Origin of the sequence: Lysobacter sp. Root604, from assembly GCF_001427505.1 — a bacterium.
Classification (GTDB): domain Bacteria; phylum Pseudomonadota; class Gammaproteobacteria; order Xanthomonadales; family Xanthomonadaceae; genus Lysobacter.
On record NZ_LMGS01000001.1, the window covers coordinates 1,429,713 to 1,450,550 of the forward strand.

Sequence of the window (20,838 nt, forward strand, 5' to 3'; positions counted from 1 at the left end):
GCCCGCTGGCCGGATGGGCCGAGGGGGATTTGCTGTTGCCTTGCGCAGCCTGTTGGTCGGCGCCGCGCTGACGCTGGCCATCGCCGCCCCGCTCGCCGCCCAGCCCGCCAACGATCCGGTCCCGCTGCAATTCAACGACGACGCCGAGGAAGCCCGCTTCCACGCCCTGGCCGCCGAGCTGCGTTGCGTGATGTGCCAGAACCAGTCGCTGGCCGAATCCAACGCCCAGATCGCCCACGACCTGCGCCGCGAAGTGCTGGCGCTGATGCGCCAGGGCAAGGACGACCGCGCGATCAAGCAGTTCCTGGTCGCGCGCTACGGCGAGTTCGTGCTGTACCGCCCGCAGGTCGAATCCAAGACCTGGCTGCTGTGGTTCGGCCCGGCCCTGGTGCTGCTGGCCGGCGGCGCCGCGCTGGCGGTCATCGTGCGCGGCCGCGCGCGCGCCGCGTCGGCCGAGCGCCCGCGCGCCGACGACCAAGACGACAACGAGGAATGGTGATGACCGCGTTCGTACTGGCCAGCGCCGCGCTGGTCCTGCTGGTGCTCGCCTATGTGCTGCGACCGCTGTGGCAGGCCAAACCGGTCGCCGCGGCCGGCGTGTTCGTCGGATTGGCCGCGATCACCGGCCTGACCTACGCCCTGATCGGCACGCCCGACGCGCTGAACCCGGCCCGCCGCGATCCGCCCGCGACCGCGCAGGATGCGATCGCCCAGCTCGAAGCGCAGCTGGAACGCGAACCCAATCGCATCGACGGCTGGCGCCTGCTCGCGCGCGCCTACGCCGATGCCGGGCGCCTGGACAAGGCGCGCGCCGCGATCGCGCGCGCGCTCAAGCTGGCGCCCGAGGATCCCGATCTGCTGGTGGAAAGCGCGGAGATCAGCGCGCTGGCCACCGACGGCCGCAAGTTCGATCCGGCCGCGGTCGCCTCGCTGCGGCGCGCGCTGGAGATCCAGCCCATGCACCAGCGCGCGCGCTGGTTCCTCGGCATCTCGCTGCGCCAATCCGACCAGCCGGCCGAGGCCGCACGCACCTGGGAGCCGTTGCTGGCCGTGGTCGACCCGCGCACCGCCGCCAGCCTGCGCGAGCAGATCGACGCCGCCCGCAAGGACGCCGGCCAGCCGCCGCTGCCTGCACCGCCCGCCGCGGCTTCCCCCGGCGGACTTAAAATCCGCGTCGCTTTGGCGCCCGCACTGGCCGCGAAGCTGCCCGCCGACGCCAGCTTGTTCGTGCTCGCGCGCCAACCCGACGGCCCGCCGATGCCCGTCGCGGTCGAGAAGCTGCGGGCCCAGGATTTCCCGGTCGAAGTGGTGCTGGACGACGGCGACAGCCCGATGCCGACGTTGAAGCTGTCGCAGCTGCAGCAAGTGGCCGTACTCGCGCGCGTATCCGCTTCCGGCCAGGCGATCGCCCAGAGCGGCGACCTCGCCTCCAAGCCGCAGACCGTGCGCACCGACAGCAAGAGCACGCTCGAGATCACCATCGACCAGGTCGTTCCATAAAGCCTGCCGCCAGCCCCCTCTCCCACGCAGGCGCGCGCGCCTGCGAACGCCCGGACGCAGGCCGTTTGGGCCGGGACAGGGGTTTGGGTGAGGAGCGGCGCAAGCGAAAAGCGCGAACATCGCGCCGCCATCCCAAGCGACTCGCGCCCTCGCAGCGCGCGGCACGCGCTACGGCATGCCCCCATTCCCACCCGCGCCTTACCCCCGCCGCCCCACCCAGGCAAAATGGTCCCCCTAGCGCCGGCGCCGCACGTAGCGCGCCGCGCCCGCAACCAGGAAGGCAGCAACCCGGCATGACCGAATTCATTCCGCCCGGCACCCGCTATTTCGCCCTGCCCGACGGCTTCCCGATGAAGCGCGGCGGCCGCCTCGACGGCGCCCGCGTCGCCTACGAAACCTGGGGCGAACTCAACGCCGCGCGCGACAACGCGGTGCTGATCGTCACCGGCCTCTCGCCCGACGCGCACGCCGCGGCCAACGCCGGCAACCCCGAACCGGGCTGGTGGGAGGCCATGCTAGGCCCCGGCAAGCCGATCGACAGCGATCGCTGGTTCGTGATCTGCGTGAACTCGCTGGGCAGTTGCAAGGGCTCGACCGGCCCGGCCTCGATCAACCCGGCCACCCGCGAACCCTACCGCCTGGACTTCCCCGAGCTGTCGGTCGAGGACGGCGCCGACGCCGCCGCCGTGGTGGTGCGCGGCTTGGGCATCGAGCGCCTGGCCTGCGTGATCGGCAACTCCATGGGCGGCATGACCGCGCTGGCGCTGCTGATCCGCCACCCCGGCATCGCCCGCAGCCACATCAACATCTCCGGCGCCGCGCGCGCGCTGCCGTTCTCGATCGCGATCCGCTCGCTGCAGCGCGAGGCGATCCGCCTGGATCCGCACTGGTACCAGGGCCGCTACGACGAACGCAGCTACCCCGAAGCCGGCATGCGCATGGCGCGCAAGCTGGGCGTGATCACCTACCGCTCGGCGCTGGAATGGGACGGCCGCTTCGGCCGCGTGCGCCTGGACTCCGACCGCGCCGACGACGAGCCCTTCGGCCTGGAGTTCGAGGTCGAAAGCTATCTCGAAGGCCACGCCCGCCGTTTCGTGCGTCGCTTCGACCCCAACTGCTATCTCTACCTCAGCCGCTCCATGGACTGGTTCGACCTGGGCGACTACGCGCGCGGCGCCGACGACGCCGGCCCGGCCGACACCCGCGCCGGCCTGGCCAAGATCCGCATCGAGCAGGCCCTGGCGATCGGCGTGCGCACCGACATCCTGTTCCCGCTGCAGCAGCAGGAGGAGATCGCCGACGGCCTGCGCGCCGGCGGCGCCGACGCGCGCTTCCTGCCGCTGGAATCGCCGCAGGGCCACGACGCCTTCCTGGTCGATATCGGCCGCTTCGGACCGGCGGTGGCGGGTTTTCTCGCCCAGTTGTGACGCCCACCGGTCCAGCGCCGCGCCGTCACGTGCCGGCGTGCCCGCGACCCGCTAGAATGGTTATATGGACATAACCCGATGTCATCAGGCCGAGGTCCTTCCGGATCTCGACTTCCCCGGCCACGACAAGCTGGTCGCGGCCATCGACGACGCCGTCAACGCCGGCGACGAACATGCGGTCACCTCGGCCTTGCGCAATACGCTGTGCCGGATGATCCGCGACCGCGACGTGCAACTGCCCGATTGCGTGTTCGACGCCATTGACGACCACTACGCCCGCCGCGAGATCTACCGCAGCCCGCGCCTGGGTTACAGCGTGGTCGCCATGACCTGGGGCCCGGGCCAGGGCACGCCGGTGCACGACCACTGCGGCCTGTGGTGCGTGGAAGGCGTCTGGGACGGCGAACTGGAAATCACCCAGTTCGAACTGCTGGAGCGCAACGGCGACAACTTCCGCTTCCGCGCCGCCGGCGGTATGCACGCCGGCCCCGGCAGCGCCGGCAGCCTGATCCCGCCGCACGAGTACCACACCATCCGCAACGCCAGCGGCGACAACGTCGCCGTCTCGCTGCACATCTACAAGGCGCCGATGGAAGCCTGCTCGATGTTCGTGCCGCACGAAGGCGAATGGTTTACACGCGTCGACAAGACCCTCAAGACCGACGAAGCGGCCTGATCGGCCGCACCGTAGCGCATGCCTCCTGTGGGAGCGACGTGAGTCGCGATTGAACCCCACACCACGCGCTGGCCCCATCGCAGCGACGTCGTTCCCACACGGACCACGTCGCTAGCTCATCGTACGCATTGATCGTTCCGAGGCCGACCTGCGGATTCGCGCGCGGCTACCCGTGCCGCAGGGCGGGCCCGCACCTACAATCCCCTCTCCCGCCACAACAGCCGAGCGCCCCATGCTGACCGACCTGTTGCTAGCCGCCCTGCACCACCTGCTGGTGTTCGCCCTGATCGCCATGCTGGTCGCCGAATCGACCCTGCTGCGCGGCCCGCTCGACGCCACCGCCCTCAATCGCGTGGCCCGCATCGACGCCGGCTACGGCGCCGCCGCCGGCCTGCTGCTGGTCGCGGGCCTGCTGCGCGTGTTCTACGGGGTCAAGGGCAGCGAGTTCTACCTGCACAACCCCTGGTTTCACGCCAAGCTCGGCGCCTACGTCCTGATCGGCCTGCTCTCGCTACTGCCGACCCTGCGCTTCCTACGCTGGCGCAAGGCCCTGAGCGCCAACCCGGCCTTCCTGCCCGACCCCGCCGACGTCGCCCGCCAGCGCGGCGTGATCCGCTTCGAGCTGATCCTGATCGCCGCGATCCTGGTCCTGGCCGCCGCGATGGCCCGCTACGGCGGCTTCTGAGCGCCACCGCCCCAGAACAGGCAGACCACGGGCGCCGACCTCGGCTATACTGCGCGCCCGCTGCCGGAGTGGCGGAATCGGTAGACGCAGCGGACTCAAAATCCGCCGCCCTTAAAAGCGTGTGGGTTCGAGTCCCACCTCCGGCACCAGAAAAAGCCCGCCGAAGCGGGCTTTTTCGCGTCTGTGGCCGCGCTAGGCGTCGCGACGCCCCCGCATCACAACCGCTCGGCGATCTCGCGCGCCATCCCTTCGAACAGGCCCAGGTTGCCCCAACGGTTGGCGACCACCGCGATGTGATTGCTCCCGATCACCGCTGCGCGGGGAGGCGACTCCGTCGCACGCCCTGGCGATCCGTCAGCCAGGCCGAAGATCGATACGGCTTCGATGAGCGAACCCGCAAAGAGCCGCACGTCAAGGTCGCATCATCGCTCGATTGAAATAAGTCGCCTGCTCGAACTCGGCGACGTTCACGGCGATGCGGGGGAGGAGCGGAAACAGCTGGGCCAGCTCGCTGACGATGGCCTTCGACAAGGCAGCGCGCTGCTCGACGCTGCGCCCCTGCATGATCCAGGCGAAGGTGTGGATGAAATCCTCACGTCCCCCGCCGACGGCGTAAATCGCGAAGGGATGGACGCGGATCTTGATGTCCGATTCCTCGAACAGGCCCGATTCAGTCGCCGCCCGGTGCAGGCGGGCGATGATCGACTCCTCATCGTGAATCCGAAGCAGCCCCTGAGAACAGTCGACTACGAAGTGCGGCATGCTGGCTCCATCGGTTGATGCGGGGATCGGGGATGCGAGCGCCCCGGAACGCAAGTGCGGGAGGCTTCAATCGAGCCTGCGCCACACGGAAATCGGGATGCTGCCGTCCGCGCGGGGCGGCACTTGGTAACGCAGCTCGGCGCCGTCGAACTGGTACTGGCGCTTCTGGATCGTGCCTTCCCAGTTGGGAAAGGACGAACCCTCGATCGAGAACACCAGCACCCCTGCCCCGGGCTCGATCGTCATCGTCCCGTAGTGGGTACTGCTGCCCATGACCGCGGACCGGAATTCATCGACGCTGCCATCGGCCTTGCTGTCGCTTGCGAAACGCAGGCGTTCGGACTTGAAGATCTGCAGTGAGTACCGCCCCTTGCCATCGACGACGAGTCGGCCCTTCGGGTTCTCGCCGTAGTCCCGTACGGTCTCGCCATCGGGCAGGACCTTGTCCGCGGCAACCAGGGTCCAGGTGCCCTGCAATGGGAACGCGCCGGTTGGCATTTGCGCGTCGCGCGCGGCCAGCCCCGTCAGCATTGCGACCAGTGCGCCGGTCAGTGTTTTCATCGCGGTGAGTCCTTAGGCGGGATCGAAGGCCCATCCTAGGCCGCTTGATAGATATGAAAAATACATCTAAAAATATATCTATCATTTCAAAAACGAATCTATCCCGATGAAGGCGATGGACGTGGACGCGGTTAGGGCTTTCCTGCTGGCGGCCGACCTGCAGAGTTTCACCCGCGCCGCCGAGGTGCTGGGCACCACCCAGTCCGCCGTCAGCATCAAGCTGCGGCGTCTGGAAGAGCAGCTCGGCCGCCGCTTGCTGGAACGCACGCCGCGGCAGGTACGCCTGTCGGCCGAGGGGCTGGCGTTTCTGGGCGTGGCGCGCGAACTGGTGTCGTCGCACGACCGCGCGGCCACCGCCTTCGAGACCGAGCCGCGGCGCTTGGCGATCGGCATCAACCAGCAACTGGTCGGCAGCCAACTCCCGTCTCTGCTGCGACAGATGCGCAATCACGATCCGCATCTGCTGGTGGAAATGCGCATCGCCGGCACAAACGAACTCATGCAGGGCCTGGACCAGGGGGAACTCGACGCCGTGCTGGTACTGCGCCCCGAAGATCGCGGCAAGCGGGGCAAGGCGGCGTTCGCGGAATCCTTCTCGTGGTTCGCGGCGGCCGGCTGGGAGCCGCATGCTGGACAGCCGTTGCCGCTGGCGACGCAAGGCGAATCCTGCCGGGTCCGCATCGAGGCGGTGCGCGCGCTCGACCGGGCCGGTATCGAATGGCGCGAAGTCTTCGTAGGCAGGGGCGCCGCGATCCTGGGAGCCGCAGCCGTCGCCGGCCTCGCGGTGGCGGTACTGGCACGGCGCGCGGCCCCGCCAGGCACGATCGACGTCGGCGCGCTGCTGTCGCTGCCGCCGATTCGCCCGCAAGACGTGATGCTCTACAGCAACCTCAGCGACCGCCGAACGCGAGACGCTTTGCGCATCCTCGCGCTGGCATTCCAGTGAAAGGCCTCGATCCATCGAGGAACCGCCCATAGCGCAAGCATTCGCCGCTCTCGATCGGAGGATGGCCCCTGCTGAATCGGCCTGATCGGCCCCACCCCTCGCCATCGCAGGCGGGCGGCCATGACCATGGCCCGAAAAAACTTCCGATTCCGTCAGCAAATATCAAGTAGCACAAATTGTGCACAAAAAAGATGTGTTGTTTCCACATAGGATGCCGTCCCGATCCGCGACTCGCAGGCAGCGTCCCATAGCATGGAAAAGAGCATCTACGACGCGTCCTCCTATCCGATCCAAGTGTCGAACGGCCGGGACATCGGCGCGGGGCACACCCGTGGCTGCTGGCTGGAGTTCTCCGATCTGGCGAACAAGGACCTGGGCAGCGATCCGATCTTCCAGCGCGCCTTGCGCGCCGCCAACGCGCGCGGGACCTTGGTGTCCACCAACAAGCTGGCCAATCTGTATCTGATCCTGCGCTACGCCATGCCCGATCCGCAGGCGCATGTCTTCGAGTTCGGCAGCTACATGGGCGGCTCGGCGGTGTTCATGGCCACCGCGCTGAAACTGCTGAAACGCGGCTCGCGGGTGTTCGCGTTCGATACCTTCGAAGGCATGCCGGAAACCGATCCGGTCCGCGACTTGCATCGCCAGGGCGATTTCGCCGACACCAAGTTCGACGGCCTGCTGAGCTACATCCGCGACAACGAGCTGCAAACGCATCTGTCGCTGGTCAAGGGCCGCTTCGACGAAACCCTGCCGGGCGTGCTCGCCGAGCAAAGCCAGGGGCCTGGCCTGTTGCATGTCGATTGCGACATCTACGAGCCGATCAAATACGTGATCCGCGCCTGCCTGCCACACTTGGGCCCGGGCAGTCACATCGTGTTCGACGATCCGCTGCACGGCTCCTGCCTGGGCGCGTTCGACGCCGTCCAGGAGCTGTTGATCCGCGAACTGAACCTGACCGCGGAACAGGCCTATCCGCATCTGGTGTTCCGCTACCCGAGCCTGCCGGACGCCTGAGCCGATCGCACGCGATTGGCATCATTTATGTGACCCCATTCGCGTTCCCCCGTCACTTCCAAACCGGATACTGCTGGACAAAGGGGACGTCCCAGGGAATCCGTCATGAATCGCAAAGCCAGGCGCGAACGGGCGTTGGCGCAGTCGCACCTGTTCCGTCGCTACGGAAAGGGGCGTTGGATCCGACCGCAGCGCTTCGAGAACTCGGCGCGCGCGCAGGAGCTGCAGGAGGCGGCGACCGCCGCGGCGCAACCGGTCGAGGCGAGCTGGAATACGGACACGCCGCAGATGGCCGGCGGGCCGACCACATCGCGCGATTCGCAGGCGCAGTTGCTCACCCTCGCCCGCCCCAGTCTGGCGATCCGCGCGCTCAACAACCTGAGCTATGGCGTCACGCCGAGTTCGCTGGCGGAATTCAATGGCCTGGGCTCCAACGACGCCCAGCGCCTGCAGAATTACATCGACTGGCAGTTGGACTGGACCGCGATCGACGACAGCGCGATCGATACGCGCCTGAACGCGGCCGGCTACACCACGCTGGGCAAGTCGCTGACCCAGCTGTGGGCCGACCACGTCGTGCCTGACCCCGCCTACGACGTGCGCATGCGCCCGGCCTGGGAAATCCAGCGCGCGGCCTTCGTGCGCGCCACCTATTCGAAGCGGCAGCTGCGCGAGGTGATGGTCAACTTCTGGCACGACCACTTCAACGTCACCGCCAACGATTTCGCGTCCGGTCCGGTGTACGTGCACTACGACCGCGACGTGCTGCGCAAGTCGGCGTTCGGCAATTTCCGGGTCATGCTCGAAGACGTGGCCTGCAGTCCGTCGATGTTGTTCTACCTCGACAACGTGTCCAACAGCCGTTCCGGCCCGAACGAGAACTGGGCGCGCGAATTGCTGGAGCTGCACACCCTGGGCGCCGGCCGCTACCTGGGCTTCACCGATCCCTTCATGGTGCCGCCGGATCCGGAGGACGCCGCCTATCCGTCGGGCTACACCGACATCGACGTCTACGAGACCGCCTCGGCGTTCACCGGCTGGAGCCTGAAGAACGCGCACTGGCAGTACCCGACCGAAAACGACGGCAGCTTCGTCTATCGCCAGGCCTGGCACGATGCGGGTCCGAAGTTCGTGCTCGGGCGCCTGCTCAACCCCGAACAACCAGCGATGAAGGACGGGCGCGACGTGCTGGATCGTCTGGCCAGCCATCCCGGCGTCGCACGCTTCGTCTGCGCCAAGCTGGTGCGCCGCTTCGTCAACGATACGCCGCCGGCGGCGCTGGTCGCATCGGCCGCGGCGGTGTTTCGTCAGCACTGGCAGAGCCCGAACCAGATCGAACACGTGCTGCGCCACATCCTCAACTCCAGCGCGTTCAGCAGTGCCTGGGGCCAGAAGAACCGGCGCCCGTTCGAGGCCATCGTCGCGGCGATGCGCGCGGCCGGCAGCGATTGGACCCTGCGGCCCGCGCATAGCAAGTCCGAAGACTTCCTGTACCGCTTCGGCTTCACCGGCCACGCGCCTTACGACTGGCCGGCGCCCAACGGTTATCCCGACACCGGCCTGGCCTGGTCGGGAGCGGGCAGCTACGCCACCACTTGGAAGATGCTCAACTGGCTGACCGAAACCAGCGAGGCCAGTGTGCCGTTGCTGCCGGTGCTGCAGCTCAGCCGCAGCGAGGTCGCCAGCTGGACCGCACCCAACCTGGTCGACTACTGGTGCCGGCGTCTGCTCGGCTATCTGCCCGACGCCGCGCGGCGCCAAACCCTGATCGCGTTCATGGCCCAGAACGGCGACCCCGCCAGCTACGTCATCACCGATACCGACACCTGGTCCGGCACCGACCTCAAGCGCCACTACAACCAGCAACGCCTGCGCAGCATGGTGTCGCTGGTGTTGATGACGCCCGAATTCCTGAGCCGCTGAGGAGCACGCCATGTCTTCGATCACCCTCAGCCGTCGCGGCTTCCTCAAGGCCTGCGCCGCCACCGCCGCGGTCGGTGCGGTCGGGCCCACCCTGCTGTTCTCCAGCCCTGCCGAAGCGGCCGCGAACGCGCACGACACCGTGGTGTTCCTGTTCCTGCGCGGCGGCATGGACGGTCTCAACCTGGTCGTGCCGGTGGACGGCAGCGATCGCGGTTTCTACGAGCAGGCGCGCCCAGCGCTGCAGATCGCCACCAGCGGCACCTACGGCGCCCTGCCCCTGACCCTGGCCGGCGGCGCGGGCACCGGCTTCGGCCTGCATCCGTCGGCGACCGGGCTGCGCGATATCTGGAACAGCGGTCAGCTCGCGATCGTGCACGCCTGCGGCTTGCTGACCTCGGTCACGCGCAGCCATTTCGACGCCCAGTTGTCGATCGACCTGGGCACGCCCGGCCAAGGCGGCGGCGTGGGCTGGCTGGCGCGCGCGATGAACAGCCAACCCGGCGTCAGCGGCGCCGAGGCCATGCCCGCGCTGGCGGTGAACAACCGCCAGCCGGCCAATCTCAACGGCACCACGCGCGCGCTGACCATGGGGCGGCCGTCGGATTTCGCGCTCGATGCCGGGGCCTGGCAGTGGCAGAAGACGCGCTCGGATTCGCCCGTGGGCCTGCGCGGCGTCAACGAAACCCTGGCTTCGTTGTGGAACGGCAACACCGGCTTGGAATACGGCGGCCAGCGCGCCGACGGTTCGCTGCGCGTGATCGCCCAGCAAAGCTACGCCGCGTTGCCGGCGAATTGGCCGACCGGCAATTTCGCCGAGCAGCTGTGGACGATCGCGCAGTCGATCCGCTTCAACCTCGGCCTGCGCTACGCCACCCTCGACCTCGGCGGCTGGGATACGCACGACGGCCAAGGCAGCGCCGGCACCGGCTATCACTACTACCAGAACAAGATCGCCGAACTGTCGGCGGCGCTGGCCGCGTTCCACAACGAACTGGCCGCCAGCGGCCACCTGTCGCGCGTGACCACGGTGGTGCAATCCGAGTTCGGCCGACGCGTGCGCGAGAACGCTAACCGCGGCACCGATCACGGCTACGGCAACCCGGTGATGGTGTTGGGCGGCGCGGTCAACGGCCGTCGCTTCTACGGCCAATGGCCGAGCCTGAACCCGGAAACCCTGTCGGCCTATTACGGCGACGTGCCGGTGACCACCGATCACCGACGCGTGCTGTCGGAAATCCTGGTCCGGCGCATGGGCAACAATCAGCTCAGCACGGTGTTCCCGGGTTACAGCGGCTACACGCCCCTGGGCATCGTCCAGGGCAGCGACCTGGCCGTGCAGGGCGCCGGCATGAGCATGGCCGCGCAACCCGCACTGGCGCGGCAGGAGGCGCCCGACGCGCTGCCGCAATCGAACCGCCGTCGCGATTATCTCGCGCGTCTGTTGAACGATCCGCGCATCGTGCGCCATCGCTGAGCGCGACCCGGGCGCGGCCCTGCCGCGTCCGGGGTAGCATGTCGCATGTGCCTGATCGCCCTGTCCTGGCGTAGCCATCCGCGCTACCCGCTCGCCCTGATCGCCAACCGCGACGAATCGCACGCGCGCGCCGCCGCCGCGGCCGGCCCCGATCCCGAAGCGCCCGACGTTTACGGCGGCCGCGACCTGGTCCAGGGCGGCGGTTGGCTGATGGTGTCCACGCGCGGCCGCTTGGCCGCGGTCACCAACGTGCGCGCCGGTCTCGCCGCCGATGCCGCGCCGCGTTCGCGCGGCGCCCTGGTGCGCGGCTTCGTGCGCGGCAGCGTATCGGCGCAAGCCACGCTGGCGACGGTGCGCGAACAGGCGCCCGACTACGGCCGTTTCAATCTGGTTTTGTGGGATGGCGAATCGCTGGCCTTCGCCAGCAATTATCCGCAGTACGCCGAGCACCCGATCGCGCCCGGCATGCACGCCATGTCGAACGGCGCCTTCGACGCGCAATGGCCCAAGAGCGGCCACGCCACGCGCGCCTTGTCGAACTGGTTGGCCTCGCCCGCCTCCGAACGCGACAGCCCCGACGCGGAGGCTTTGCGGCCCTTGTTCGCCGCCCTCGCCGACACCACGCCCGCACCGGACGCCGAACTGCCGGACACCGGCGTCGGCCTGGAACTGGAACGCGTGCTGTCGCCACCATTCGTACGCGGCGAACGCTACGGCACGCGCTGCAGCACCATCGTCCTGGTGGGCGCGGATTCGATCGTATTCGTCGAACGCCGCTACGGCCCCGACGCCGCGCCCGGTGGCGAGACCGCGACGGTATTGCCGCTGCGGCGTCCTTGAACCTATTGCCGGCCCCTACTCCACTACGACGATCTGGCTGGCATCGCCCACCAGTACTTGAGTTTGGTAGTAGAACTGCCCCGTACGAATGCCGTCTTTCAACATCGATATCTTCACTCGCATGACGCCTGCGGCCACCTGGATGCGTTTGCCGCGCAGATCCAGATCGGGATCGAAGCGGTACTTGGCTCGAAACCCATCCGCCGCGCGCCGGCCCATGCGCACCGTGAGTGTTGCGGGATCGCGATAATCGGCCTGGGAATTGAGAAAGGTATCCCCCTGATCACGCCCGGTCCCTATGACCTCGAACTCGAATACTCCTTCCACGAGCTCGCCCTCCGGCGCTCCGGCGGCCAAACGGATCGCCTCGGCTGGCGACAAGGCTTTCAGCGAGGCGACCTTGTAACCGGCGCGGATCCGAGGGCCGACCGTCGGGCCAACCTTGCAGACATCGGCCAAGACGGCGGTGGATCGGTCGCCACTCGCGGCTCCCATTTCGGAACGCGTGACAAGAGCTTCCTGGTCGCTCCCTTCGAGTACCTGCGCCACCCATTTACGTTGCAGCGAGGCCTGCAGGCCCTCGCGCGCGGCGCCATAGCTCATTAGCGCTAGCGCCTGTCTGTACTGAGCGATGGCAGCCTCGTAGTCGTCCTTGCTGCAAAGTAGGAAAGCCGCGTAATTGCCATGCTCCCAGGCAGATTTCGGCATCAGTGCGAGCGATGCCTGGTAGGCGCGATCCACTTCATCGTAGCGACCGGCTCGATAGTGGACGCCGATCAAACCGCCATACGCGGCGCCGCGCTCCTTGGGGCTCGCGGTCTTCTTGTCCGCTATCGATTGATACAAAGCCGTTGCCTCGTCGTATCGGCCCTCGGACTGCATCAGATCAGCACGGTTGAGATAGAGCCAGGGGCTGCGCGAGCCCAAGGCCTCCGCCTTGTCCAAAGCCTGACGCGCAGCGGCCGGACGCTTCATCAAATAATAGAGATTACCCCTCAGCACATAGGCGTCGGCGTACTCCGGCGCAAGTTCGATCGCCTTGTCGAGCGAGCGCTCGGCCATGTCCAGAGCAGCGGGCTCATAGCGTTCACCGCTTAGGTATCCGCGCATGATGTGGTACCGCGCGATTGCACGATGGCCTCCGGCGGATTCAGGATCGCGCCTCAGCACGTCCTCCAGCGCGCGCCGAGCACGGCTTAGATCTTGCGAGTCACCTTCCCAGGCGTCCAGCGACCCAAGCGCGCGCGTCAACGCCTCGGCGGTTTGAGGGCTGGTATACAACTTGCCGGTGGACGAATCGCCAGCCGACGACTGCGGTTCCGCCGAGATCGGGGCGCCCAAGTCGCTGGCCAGCGCCAAACCCGCGCATAGCGTCGCTAGCGCGCCTATGCCCACTACAAACTGTCTCAGCATCAATTTAGTCCCCTGCGCCTTGGATCCGATGATCTCTCGTCACCGTCTTATCGCGATTATGCCAGCGGCGGTCGCTTCTCTACTGGTCGAGTCATCTCACCACCAGGCCGAGCGCACGCCCCGCAAACCAAGGCACGTTCCGCGCACCGTTTGTTGCTTCGATACGCATGGATTAGATGTACAGGGGATCGAACCACAAATGAGAAGGCCCAGGCTTCGAGGTTTCCCTCGGGTGGCTGGGCCTTCCGTGTCGGAGCGGTTGCATCGGACTCGCGTCCGTAGATTTTTCTCCGACGCTGCGATCCTAAACGCGGCGCCGTTAGGCCACAGTCAAATTTCCGTGATGCGCGCGTGTTACGCGCCCCAGGGCCACCAGCCGCGCCCGGTCTGGGCGTAGCGGTCGGCCGCGCGCTCGAAGGGATTGCGCACGCTGACTCCGCCGCATAGCAGGTACAGCGGCAGAAACAGCGCGCCCAGCACCATGTACTGGTAGACATGCGCGCGCTCGTGGTCGGCGAGCTGGATCTCGGCCTCGTCGCCGTGGCCGGCGCGATGGGCGTAGGTCGCGCAGGGCGAATCCAGGCTGTCGCCGGTATGCAGGATCACATTGCCCAGGGTGATCGCGCCGCCCGGCCCCCAGGGCCAGCGGTGGAACACCAGCGCCAAATCGCGCCGGCGCAGATGCACGTGCGCGCCGCGCGCCATGCCGACCGCGCCGGCGATCAGGCCGAGCAGGCTCACCGGCGACGCCCAGACGATGCCGAGCGCGCGCCCGGCGCTGCGCAGCAACGGGCTCAGGCGCTGCCCTCTTCCGGCATCAGCAGCCATAGGATCAGGTAGACCAGGATGCCGGGGAATGCGACCGACGCGATCGACACGATCACGTAGATCGCGCGCAGCAGGGTCGCGTTCCAGCCGAAGCGCCGGGCGATGCCGCCGACCACGCCGGCGATCATGCGGTCGTGACGCGAACGGACGAAGGGTCGCGATGCTTGGCTCATGCGGCTGCTCCTGGCGGCGACGCCCGCAGTTTAGCGCCTCAGCGCGAAGGCGGCGTGGCGGCCGGTTTGGCGCGAATTTCGTTCAGGCGCGCGCGCAGCCAGGTGGCCGACGGCGTCGCCGCGGCGGCGCCGCAGCGGATCTGGTAGGCGCGGCCGCTCATGCTGCTTTCGCTGGCGGCGCGCTCGATGAACTGCTCGGCGCTGGCGACCATGTCGCGTTTGCGCAGGTAGGCGTACTTCTTGCGCAGGTGGGCCTGGGCCTGGGCGGCGTCGTACCAGCTGCCGTTGCGCTGGAACTGGCAGCCCGAACGCGCCAGGGTCGCGATCAGCTGTTCGATCTCGCGTTCGGCCTGGGGCGGCGGCGCGGCGTGAGCGGTCGAGGCGACGGCCAGCAACGGCAACAATAAGGCGGCGAGGCGTGAGTTCATGCGGGTATTACAACCCACGCACCCAGGGACCGATCACGTTCGCCCAGATCGCATAGCCCTTTTCGTTCATGTGCAGGCGGTCGGCCACGAATAAGTCCTCGCGCGGCTGGGCCTTGGCATCGAGCATGGGGGTGTAGACGTCCAGATAGGCGACTTGGTCGCGGGCGGCGTAGTCGCGGATCAGCAGGTTGGCGGTGCGCACCTGCGGCAGCAGATGCGCGCGCACCGGACTGGGTTTGATCGAGACGAAGGCGATCGGCAGGCCAGGCTGCGCCGCGCGCACGCGCTGGACGAAGGCCGCGAAATCCTGGGCGACCTCTTGCGGCGTGCGCCCTTCCTGCAGGTCGTTGTCGCCGGCGTAGAACACCACCGCGCGAGGCTGGTACGGGGTCACGATGCGGTCGGCGTAGTGGACCGAGTCGTACACGCGCGAACCGCCGTAACCGCGGTTGATCGCGACGATGCCGGGCAGGTCCTCGTGCAGCGTGGTCCACAGGCGGAACGAGGAACTGCCGACGAACACCACCGCGCCCGGAATGCGGCGCACGCGGCTGTCCTCGGCTTCGAAAGCGGCGATGTCGGGTTCGAAACGGGCCCAGTCGTTGGGCGCGACAGGTGTCGCGGGTGCGGGCGTTGCTGGCGCGGGTGCGCTCGCGGCCGCGGCGGCCGGAGCGGTAGCGCGGCAGGCGGCGAGCAGGATCAGCAGCAGCGGGACTAGCAGACGGCGCATACGCGGGCGGCTCTCGACGGACCAGGGCCTAGCCTAGCGTGCTGCGGCGATGATGTGGCGCGTGTAGGCGGGGCGCGGCTGCGGCGGGGGTTAAAAGCAAATCCCCCTCAATCCCCCTTTTTCAAAGGGGGAGGAACAGCGGCTGTTGGGATGGTGCGGCGCTCCTAAGCGGTGCGCCGCTTCCTCAACGTTGCTGGTGGGGTTGGCAAGCTATCGGTGGCGCGGCTGCGGCGGGGCTAAAGCAAACCCCCTCAATCCCCCTTTTTCAAAGGGGGAGGCAAGGTGGGTCAGCGCGAGCGCTGCTCCAGCCAATCGTGGATCGCGCTGGGCACTTCGCGCTGCGCGCGGCTGGAGACGTAGATGCCGATGTGGCCGCCCTTGAACGAGAGCTCGGTGTAGTCGGTGGTGCCGACCAGCCCGCGCAGCGCGCGCGAGGCGTCCGGCGGGACCAGGTGGTCCTGCTCGGCGTAGATGTTCAGCACCGGCATGTCCAGATAGCCCAGGTCGACCGCGCGTCCGCCGATGTCGATGCCGCCCTTGACGAAGCCGTTGCCCTGGTAGAACTGCTTGATGAATTGGCGGAAGGCTTCGCCGGCCTGGTCCGGCGAGTCGAAGATCCACTTCTCCATGCGCAGGAAATCCTCCAGCGCCCTCTTGTCGTCGAGGATATCGACCAGCCCCACGTACTTCTGCACGAACAGCCGCCAGGGCTTGAGCGTGAGGTAGCACCAGTTCATCAAGTCGGCCGGCACATTGCCCAGGGTGTCGACGAACTGATCGACGTCGAGATTGCGGGTCCAGTTCGACAGCATGTTGTCGCTGGTGTGGAAATCCACCGGCGTGACCATGGCGATGAAGTTGCGGACCTTGCTCGGATTCAAGGCCGAGTAGCACAGCGAGAACGCGCCGCCCTGGCAGATGCCGAGCAGGTTGATCGACTCCATGCGGTAGGCGCCGCGCAGGTAGTCCACCGCGCCGCCGAGGAAGCGCTGGATGTAGTCCTCGAGCTCGAGGTAGCGGTCGGAACGGTCCGGATAGCCCCAGTCGAGGATGTACACGTCCTCGCCGCGTTCCAGCAGGCCGCGCACGATCGATTTGTCCGACTGCAGATCGACCATGTAAGGCCGATTGACCAGAGCGTAGGCAATCAGCAGCGGCACCTTGGCGGTGGGCGCGGTCTCGCCGCGGTAGCGGTACAGCGCGACCTTGCCGTCGCGCCAGACTTCTTCCTTGCGGGTCGCGCCGTATTCGACGTCGTCGAGTTCGCGCAGCGTGTCCAGGCCCGCACGCAGCTTGGCCTGGGTGCGCATCGCTTCCTGCGCCAGCGATTCGGGAGTGAACTGGATGGGGCCGGTCATGTCAGCGCGCTCCCTTGCCTGGCTTGCTTAATTTGGTCGGCTTGCTGGCCTGCTTGGCGGCGGCCTTGGTCGCGACCGGGCGCGTCGGCGGTTGCGGGCGCGCGATCGCGGATTTCTTGGCGGCCGCCTTCTTGGCACTGGCCGGTTTCGCGGCGGCCGGCTTCCGCGCAGGCGCAGGCGCGGGCTTAGCCGGCGTGGCGTCGTTGGCCGCCGGCTCGCTCGTGCGCGGCACCGCGCGCGCGGGCGCGGCCTGGATGGCGTCGCGCAGTCGGCGCACTTCGCGTTCCAACTGCACGATCTTGCGGTGCGCGGCGTCGATCTCGGTGCGGGTGGGAATACCGAAGCTGCCGGTCGCGTGCTCGACTTCGGTCTGGATCGCGCCGCGCAGCTTCATCTGCGAATTGACCAAGGCCGCGTAGGCATCGCGGAAACGCGGCGACAGCGCGATCTCGGCGTAGGCGTCTTCGGCCGCGTCGATCCACAGATCGAACAAGGCACGCGCCGACTGCAACTGCCGGCCCGGCTCGCTGCGCTCGGCCAGCTTGTCCTCGAAGCGCGCGAACGCGTTCTGCCCGGCTTCGGCCATCAGCGCGTTGTAAGCCTGGCTTTGCTGCTGGTAATTCGAATGCGCCAGCGCCAGCGCCTGCAAGCGCTCCTGATGCTCGCGCGCGAAACCGAACGCCGGCATCCCCAGCCAGGACTGGCCGTCGCGCTGCCACTGCTGCAGATAGGGCGCGGCCTGTTCCAGCCACTGCGAGAGATCGTTCTGGCCGGGGCCGCGCATGCTGCCGAACACGTCGGCGAAGGGATTGGCGCCGCTGCCGCCCAGCGCCTGCTTCCAGGCCTGGGCGACGTCGCCGGCCGAGGCGTCGCGGCCGGCGAACTGCGCGGCCAGTTGCTGCATCTGTCCGAACCAGCCGCGCGCCTGCGAATTGAAGCGCTCCAGCGCCTCGTTGGCCTCGCTGCGGCCGCCCTGGGCCAACTGCGACCACCACTGCACGGCCTCGTTCCAGCCCGGGGCGGTGGTCGCCGCCGGCGCCTGCACGCCGCGCATCATTTCGCCCCAGGCGTTCCAGTACTGGCGCGCGACGGCGTCGAAGTCGCCCTGTCCGAAACCGTCCTGTCCAAAGCCGCCCGGCTTGAAACCGCCGCCGGAGCCGAATCCGTGATTGGCCATCGCATCCTCCAAGTTTGGTCCGATCATAACAACGCGATGTTGCGTCGCGTCAGCCTGTGCCGGGCGGCACAGGATCGGGCCGTTCCGTACCCGTGCGTGTGGGAGCTCGGGCGACGGAATCGCGCGCTCAGGGCTTGGGGATGCGCAGGGTCTTGCTGATCATCAGCGAACCCGACAGCGCGAACATCAGCACCAGCGGATGGAACTGCCACGGCCCCAGCTGGACCACGCCGAACCACAAGTCGTGGCCGATCGCGCCCTGCCAGGCCGCAACCGCCAGCACCACCACCAGCAGCAGGCTGGTCGGGATCGGCGTGCCTTCGAAATACTTGACCTTATCGTCGTCGCCCGCGAGCGCCTCGGCGGTGACGTTGTAGCGCGCCAGGCGGCTCACGCCGCAGCCGACGAAGTAGCTCAGCACCGCCCAGTCCCAGCCGCCTTGCAGGCCGCAGGCGTAGGCCAGCGCGGCCGGCGCGACGCCGAAGGAAATCACGTCGGCCAGCGAATCCAGTTCGCGGCCCAGCGTGGACGAGGATTTGCGCCAACGCGCGACCCGGCCGTCCAGGGCGTCGAAGATGAAGGCCAGCGGGATCAAGGCCATGCCGATCATCAGGTCGCGCACGCCGCCCTCCTGCAGGAAGCGCATCGCGGCGAAGATCGCGCCGGTGCCGCAGAAGGCGTTGGCGAGGGTGAACCAGTCCGCGAGATGAAAATCGCGGAGCATCGAAAAATGGCGCTTCATGCGGCGCTCCTGAGCCGGGCGCCGCGTGCGGCGATCGGTGATGGAAAGTCACAGCCTGCCAAGCCGGAGCTGCGCAGGCAAGCGCTTGACGGATGGCCGCCATCGGTTCGAGGCGCACCGCTACCGCGCGCGCGTCCCCGCCGGCGCGTGTCGCGGACGCCGATCGTCGCGACCATCCAACGCCCTAGCTTGCAGCGGCGCTTGCAGCGACGAGGTGATGGCGCGCGCGGGCGATCGCGCCCCGGATCGCCCTTGCCCGCGCGGCCTCGCCCCGACCTCGGCCGTCAGCGCGGTATCGCCAGATGGGCTGCCGATACCGGCTTGCCGGCGCCACGCGGCGTGGTGTCGATGATCGCGTCGGCCGGCAGCGGCGTGCCCGCGTCCAGACGCGCGGACACGCGGTCCAGCGCCTCGTACACGTAAGGCAGCAGCGGCAGATAACGCGCGCCGTAGTCGGGCAAGCCAAGGAAGGCGTCGAAGTGCTGCGCGTTGCGCACCTGCCAGTAACGCACCTCGCGCCCGGCCGCCTGGGCCTGGCGCACATAGGGCGCGCTGGTGAACGCCGGCGGGATCAGGCCGTCGTCGCGGCCGTGGATCACCAGCACCGGCAGGCCGGCGCGCGGCAACCCGGCACGGGTTTCGGCCACGCCCTTGCGCACGCGCTCGGCGTCGGCGCCCTGCCCCTGCCACAGGCCGCGCAGGCACTGCAGGCCGGCGAAACTCGGATCGGGCAACTGCATGCGGCTGTCGACGATGGCCACGCCCGCGCCCGGCGGAATGCCGCTGGCGTCGGACCACCAGGCCGCGCGTTCGACCACGGTGGCGGCACGCGCGCTGAAATCCGGATTCAGCGCAGCGTAGGAATAACCGCAGGGATGCTCGCCGACCCGATAGCGCCCGTAGGCCGAAGCGTAGGCGACCGCGACCGCGCGCCACAGGTCGAAGCCCACCGACAGCGCGCCCGCGCGCAAGGCCTCGTCGGTCCAACCCTGGGCCTTGAGTTGCGCGTGCGCCGAGCGCGCCTGCGCGGCGGTATCGTTGCCCTCGACCAGACCGGCGGCCTTGAGCGAAGCGCAGCGCTGGGTCCACAGCGGTGCGACCTGCGCGGCCAGCGGCGGCTGCGGCAGCGGGCCCAGCGCGGGATCCAGCAGCGCGCAAGGCATCAGCAGCGCGGCCTCGGTGGTGTAGTCGTAAAGCGCGCGGCCGCCTTCGGCGAGCACGCTGGGTTCGCCGGCGACCACCGCATCCAACCAGTCGCCTTCCAGCTCGGCCGCGCGCAGCACCGCACCGCCGCCGTTGGAGACGCCGACCGCGATCACCCGCGTATTGGCGAAAGTGAACGGCGCCGATTGCGGCAGGGCCTCGTCCAGCGCCTGCAGCGCGAACTGCGCGGCCTGTTTGACGTGACGGCCCCAGTCGGCCTCGGGATTGTCGGTGGAATGCGCATGCTTGAAGGCAATGCCGGTGGCGCCGACCGGCGCATCGGCCGGGAACGCCAGACCTGCGTCGCGCGCGCCGACCGTGCCGTCGGCGCGCACGCCCTCGCCCGCATCCAGATCGAAGTAGTCGGTGCCGGTGCCCTTGTCGGTGTAGGCGATCGCGCAGCCCTTGGGCAGGCCCCAGGCCGCGGCGACCGAGATCGCGCCGTAGATGCCGCGCGAGCCCGAGGACGCCGCCACCACCACGCAGCGCTTGCCGGCGTCGAACGCATCCGGCACCTGCACCAGCACGCGATGCGGCTTGCTCGCGCCGGGCACGGTCGCCAACGCGCTGAACTCGCGGCCGGGCACGGTCGCGGTGCTGCCGTAGAGCTCGCCGTAGCCGCCGCCGGGCGCGAGATCGGCGATGCCGCGCCAGTTGGCCCAGATCGCGCGACGGCGCAGTTCGGCGACGCTGGGCGCTTCGGGCCGAGCGAACGCCGGCGGCGCCAGCGCGCGCAGACCGGCCAGGCCGAGGCCGGCGGTGAGCAGGTCGTCGTCGCCGCGATGCTCGCTGACGCGTTGCGCGGTGAACATCGGCGCGGACTCCTTGGACAGGCGCGCGCCGCCGGCACAGGCGGCGAGCACGAAGGGAACGACGAGCGCGGCGCAGGCCGCGGCGATACGCAGGGTGGGCGGATTCATCCCGCGAGCGTAGCAAGCCGCCGCCTCGCCCTCATCGTACTTTCGTACAGGCCCG

21 protein-coding genes and 1 tRNA gene are annotated in these 20,838 nt (G+C 68.4%); 11 read left to right on the top strand and 11 right to left on the bottom strand.

The window, feature by feature from the left end; all coding sequences use genetic code 11:
- The first annotated feature begins 13 nt into the window (after positions 1-13).
- The 6 genes from ASD69_RS06545 to ASD69_RS06570 all read left to right on the top strand — a co-directional run bounded on the left by ASD69_RS06545 (position 14) and on the right by ASD69_RS06570 (position 4,437).
- Entirely contained in the window at positions 14-499 is a 486-nt protein-coding gene (locus ASD69_RS06545) for a cytochrome c-type biogenesis protein (RefSeq protein WP_056175295.1), read from the top strand.
- Positions 499-1,500: a tetratricopeptide repeat protein gene (locus tag ASD69_RS06550; protein WP_235567153.1), complete on the top strand. Its 1,002-nt coding sequence runs from the start codon at positions 499-501 to the stop codon at positions 1,498-1,500. Before ASD69_RS06545 ends, ASD69_RS06550 begins: the two co-directional genes overlap by 1 nt.
- Positions 1,501-1,793: 293 nt before the next feature.
- Positions 1,794-2,927, top strand: coding sequence for a homoserine O-acetyltransferase (locus ASD69_RS06555; protein WP_056175302.1), 1,134 nt, complete (start codon positions 1,794-1,796; stop codon positions 2,925-2,927).
- Between the two features lie 64 nt (positions 2,928-2,991).
- Positions 2,992-3,603, top strand: coding sequence for a cysteine dioxygenase family protein (locus ASD69_RS06560; protein ID WP_056175306.1), 612 nt, complete (start codon positions 2,992-2,994; stop codon positions 3,601-3,603).
- A 232-nt stretch (positions 3,604-3,835) separates the two neighbouring features.
- Positions 3,836-4,288: a DUF2214 family protein gene (locus tag ASD69_RS06565; protein WP_056175310.1), complete on the top strand. Its 453-nt coding sequence runs from the start codon at positions 3,836-3,838 to the stop codon at positions 4,286-4,288.
- Positions 4,289-4,350: 62 nt separating this feature from the next.
- A tRNA-Leu gene (locus ASD69_RS06570) sits at positions 4,351-4,437 on the top strand.
- 262 nt (positions 4,438-4,699) lie between these two features.
- On the opposite strand, the gene ASD69_RS06580 is transcribed toward ASD69_RS06570, so the two are convergent.
- Both ASD69_RS06580 and ASD69_RS06585 read right to left on the bottom strand, forming a co-directional pair.
- Entirely contained in the window at positions 4,700-5,050 is a 351-nt protein-coding gene (locus tag ASD69_RS06580) for a 5-carboxymethyl-2-hydroxymuconate Delta-isomerase (protein ID WP_056175317.1), read from the bottom strand.
- 66 nt (positions 5,051-5,116) lie between these two features.
- Positions 5,117-5,611, bottom strand: a complete 495-nt coding sequence (locus ASD69_RS06585) for a lipocalin-like domain-containing protein (protein ID WP_056175320.1) — start codon at positions 5,609-5,611, stop codon at positions 5,117-5,119.
- A 106-nt stretch (positions 5,612-5,717) separates the two neighbouring features.
- Here ASD69_RS06585 and ASD69_RS06590 point away from each other — a divergent pair, with 106 nt between their 5' ends.
- The 5 genes from ASD69_RS06590 to ASD69_RS06610 all read left to right on the top strand — a co-directional run bounded on the left by ASD69_RS06590 (position 5,718) and on the right by ASD69_RS06610 (position 11,811).
- Positions 5,718-6,557 carry a LysR family transcriptional regulator gene (locus ASD69_RS06590; RefSeq protein WP_056175323.1) on the top strand — a complete coding sequence of 280 codons (840 nt, stop codon included), beginning with the start codon at positions 5,718-5,720 and terminating at the stop codon, positions 6,555-6,557.
- 252 nt (positions 6,558-6,809) lie between these two features.
- Positions 6,810-7,574 (top strand): class I SAM-dependent methyltransferase, encoded by a 765-nt coding sequence (locus tag ASD69_RS06595; RefSeq protein WP_056175327.1) that lies wholly within the window; start codon positions 6,810-6,812, stop codon positions 7,572-7,574.
- A 105-nt stretch (positions 7,575-7,679) separates the two neighbouring features.
- Positions 7,680-9,497, top strand: coding sequence for a DUF1800 domain-containing protein (locus tag ASD69_RS06600; RefSeq protein WP_056175329.1), 1,818 nt, complete (start codon positions 7,680-7,682; stop codon positions 9,495-9,497).
- A 10-nt stretch (positions 9,498-9,507) separates the two neighbouring features.
- Positions 9,508-10,971: a DUF1501 domain-containing protein gene (locus ASD69_RS06605; protein ID WP_056175333.1), complete on the top strand. Its 1,464-nt coding sequence runs from the start codon at positions 9,508-9,510 to the stop codon at positions 10,969-10,971.
- Between the two features lie 45 nt (positions 10,972-11,016).
- On the top strand, positions 11,017-11,811 hold the full coding sequence (locus ASD69_RS06610) for an NRDE family protein (RefSeq protein WP_056175336.1): 795 nt from the start codon (positions 11,017-11,019) through the stop codon (positions 11,809-11,811).
- A gap of 15 nt (positions 11,812-11,826) precedes the next feature.
- Here the strand turns inward: ASD69_RS06610 and ASD69_RS06615 are convergent, their stop codons facing one another.
- The 9 genes from ASD69_RS06615 to ASD69_RS06655 form a co-directional block, all read right to left on the bottom strand.
- A complete protein-coding gene (locus ASD69_RS06615) occupies positions 11,827-13,170 on the bottom strand; it encodes a tetratricopeptide repeat protein (protein ID WP_162250618.1) in 1,344 nt (447 codons plus the stop codon).
- A 408-nt stretch (positions 13,171-13,578) separates the two neighbouring features.
- Entirely contained in the window at positions 13,579-14,052 is a 474-nt protein-coding gene (locus ASD69_RS06620) for a hypothetical protein (protein WP_056175342.1), read from the bottom strand.
- Positions 14,019-14,225, bottom strand: coding sequence for a PspC domain-containing protein (locus ASD69_RS06625; protein ID WP_056175347.1), 207 nt, complete (start codon positions 14,223-14,225; stop codon positions 14,019-14,021). Before ASD69_RS06625 ends, ASD69_RS06620 begins: the two co-directional genes overlap by 34 nt.
- 38 nt (positions 14,226-14,263) lie before the next feature.
- Complete coding sequence (locus ASD69_RS06630; protein ID WP_056175350.1) at positions 14,264-14,653, bottom strand: DUF5329 domain-containing protein; 390 nt, start codon at positions 14,651-14,653, stop codon at positions 14,264-14,266.
- 7 nt (positions 14,654-14,660) lie between these two features.
- On the bottom strand, positions 14,661-15,383 hold the full coding sequence (locus tag ASD69_RS06635; RefSeq protein WP_056175353.1) for an SGNH/GDSL hydrolase family protein: 723 nt from the start codon (positions 15,381-15,383) through the stop codon (positions 14,661-14,663).
- Positions 15,384-15,670: 287 nt separating this feature from the next.
- On the bottom strand, positions 15,671-16,741 hold the full coding sequence (locus tag ASD69_RS06640) for a class III poly(R)-hydroxyalkanoic acid synthase subunit PhaC (protein ID WP_056175356.1): 1,071 nt from the start codon (positions 16,739-16,741) through the stop codon (positions 15,671-15,673).
- 1 nt (position 16,742) lies between these two features.
- Positions 16,743-17,918 carry a class III poly(R)-hydroxyalkanoic acid synthase subunit PhaE gene (gene phaE, locus ASD69_RS06645; protein WP_082576304.1) on the bottom strand — a complete coding sequence of 392 codons (1,176 nt, stop codon included), beginning with the start codon at positions 17,916-17,918 and terminating at the stop codon, positions 16,743-16,745.
- Between the two features lie 127 nt (positions 17,919-18,045).
- A complete protein-coding gene (locus tag ASD69_RS06650; protein ID WP_056175358.1) occupies positions 18,046-18,660 on the bottom strand; it encodes a CDP-alcohol phosphatidyltransferase family protein in 615 nt (204 codons plus the stop codon).
- Positions 18,661-18,944: 284 nt separating this feature from the next.
- A complete protein-coding gene (locus tag ASD69_RS06655; protein WP_082576305.1) occupies positions 18,945-20,783 on the bottom strand; it encodes a 3-hydroxybutyrate oligomer hydrolase family protein in 1,839 nt (612 codons plus the stop codon).
- Between the last annotated feature and the right edge of the window lie 55 nt (positions 20,784-20,838).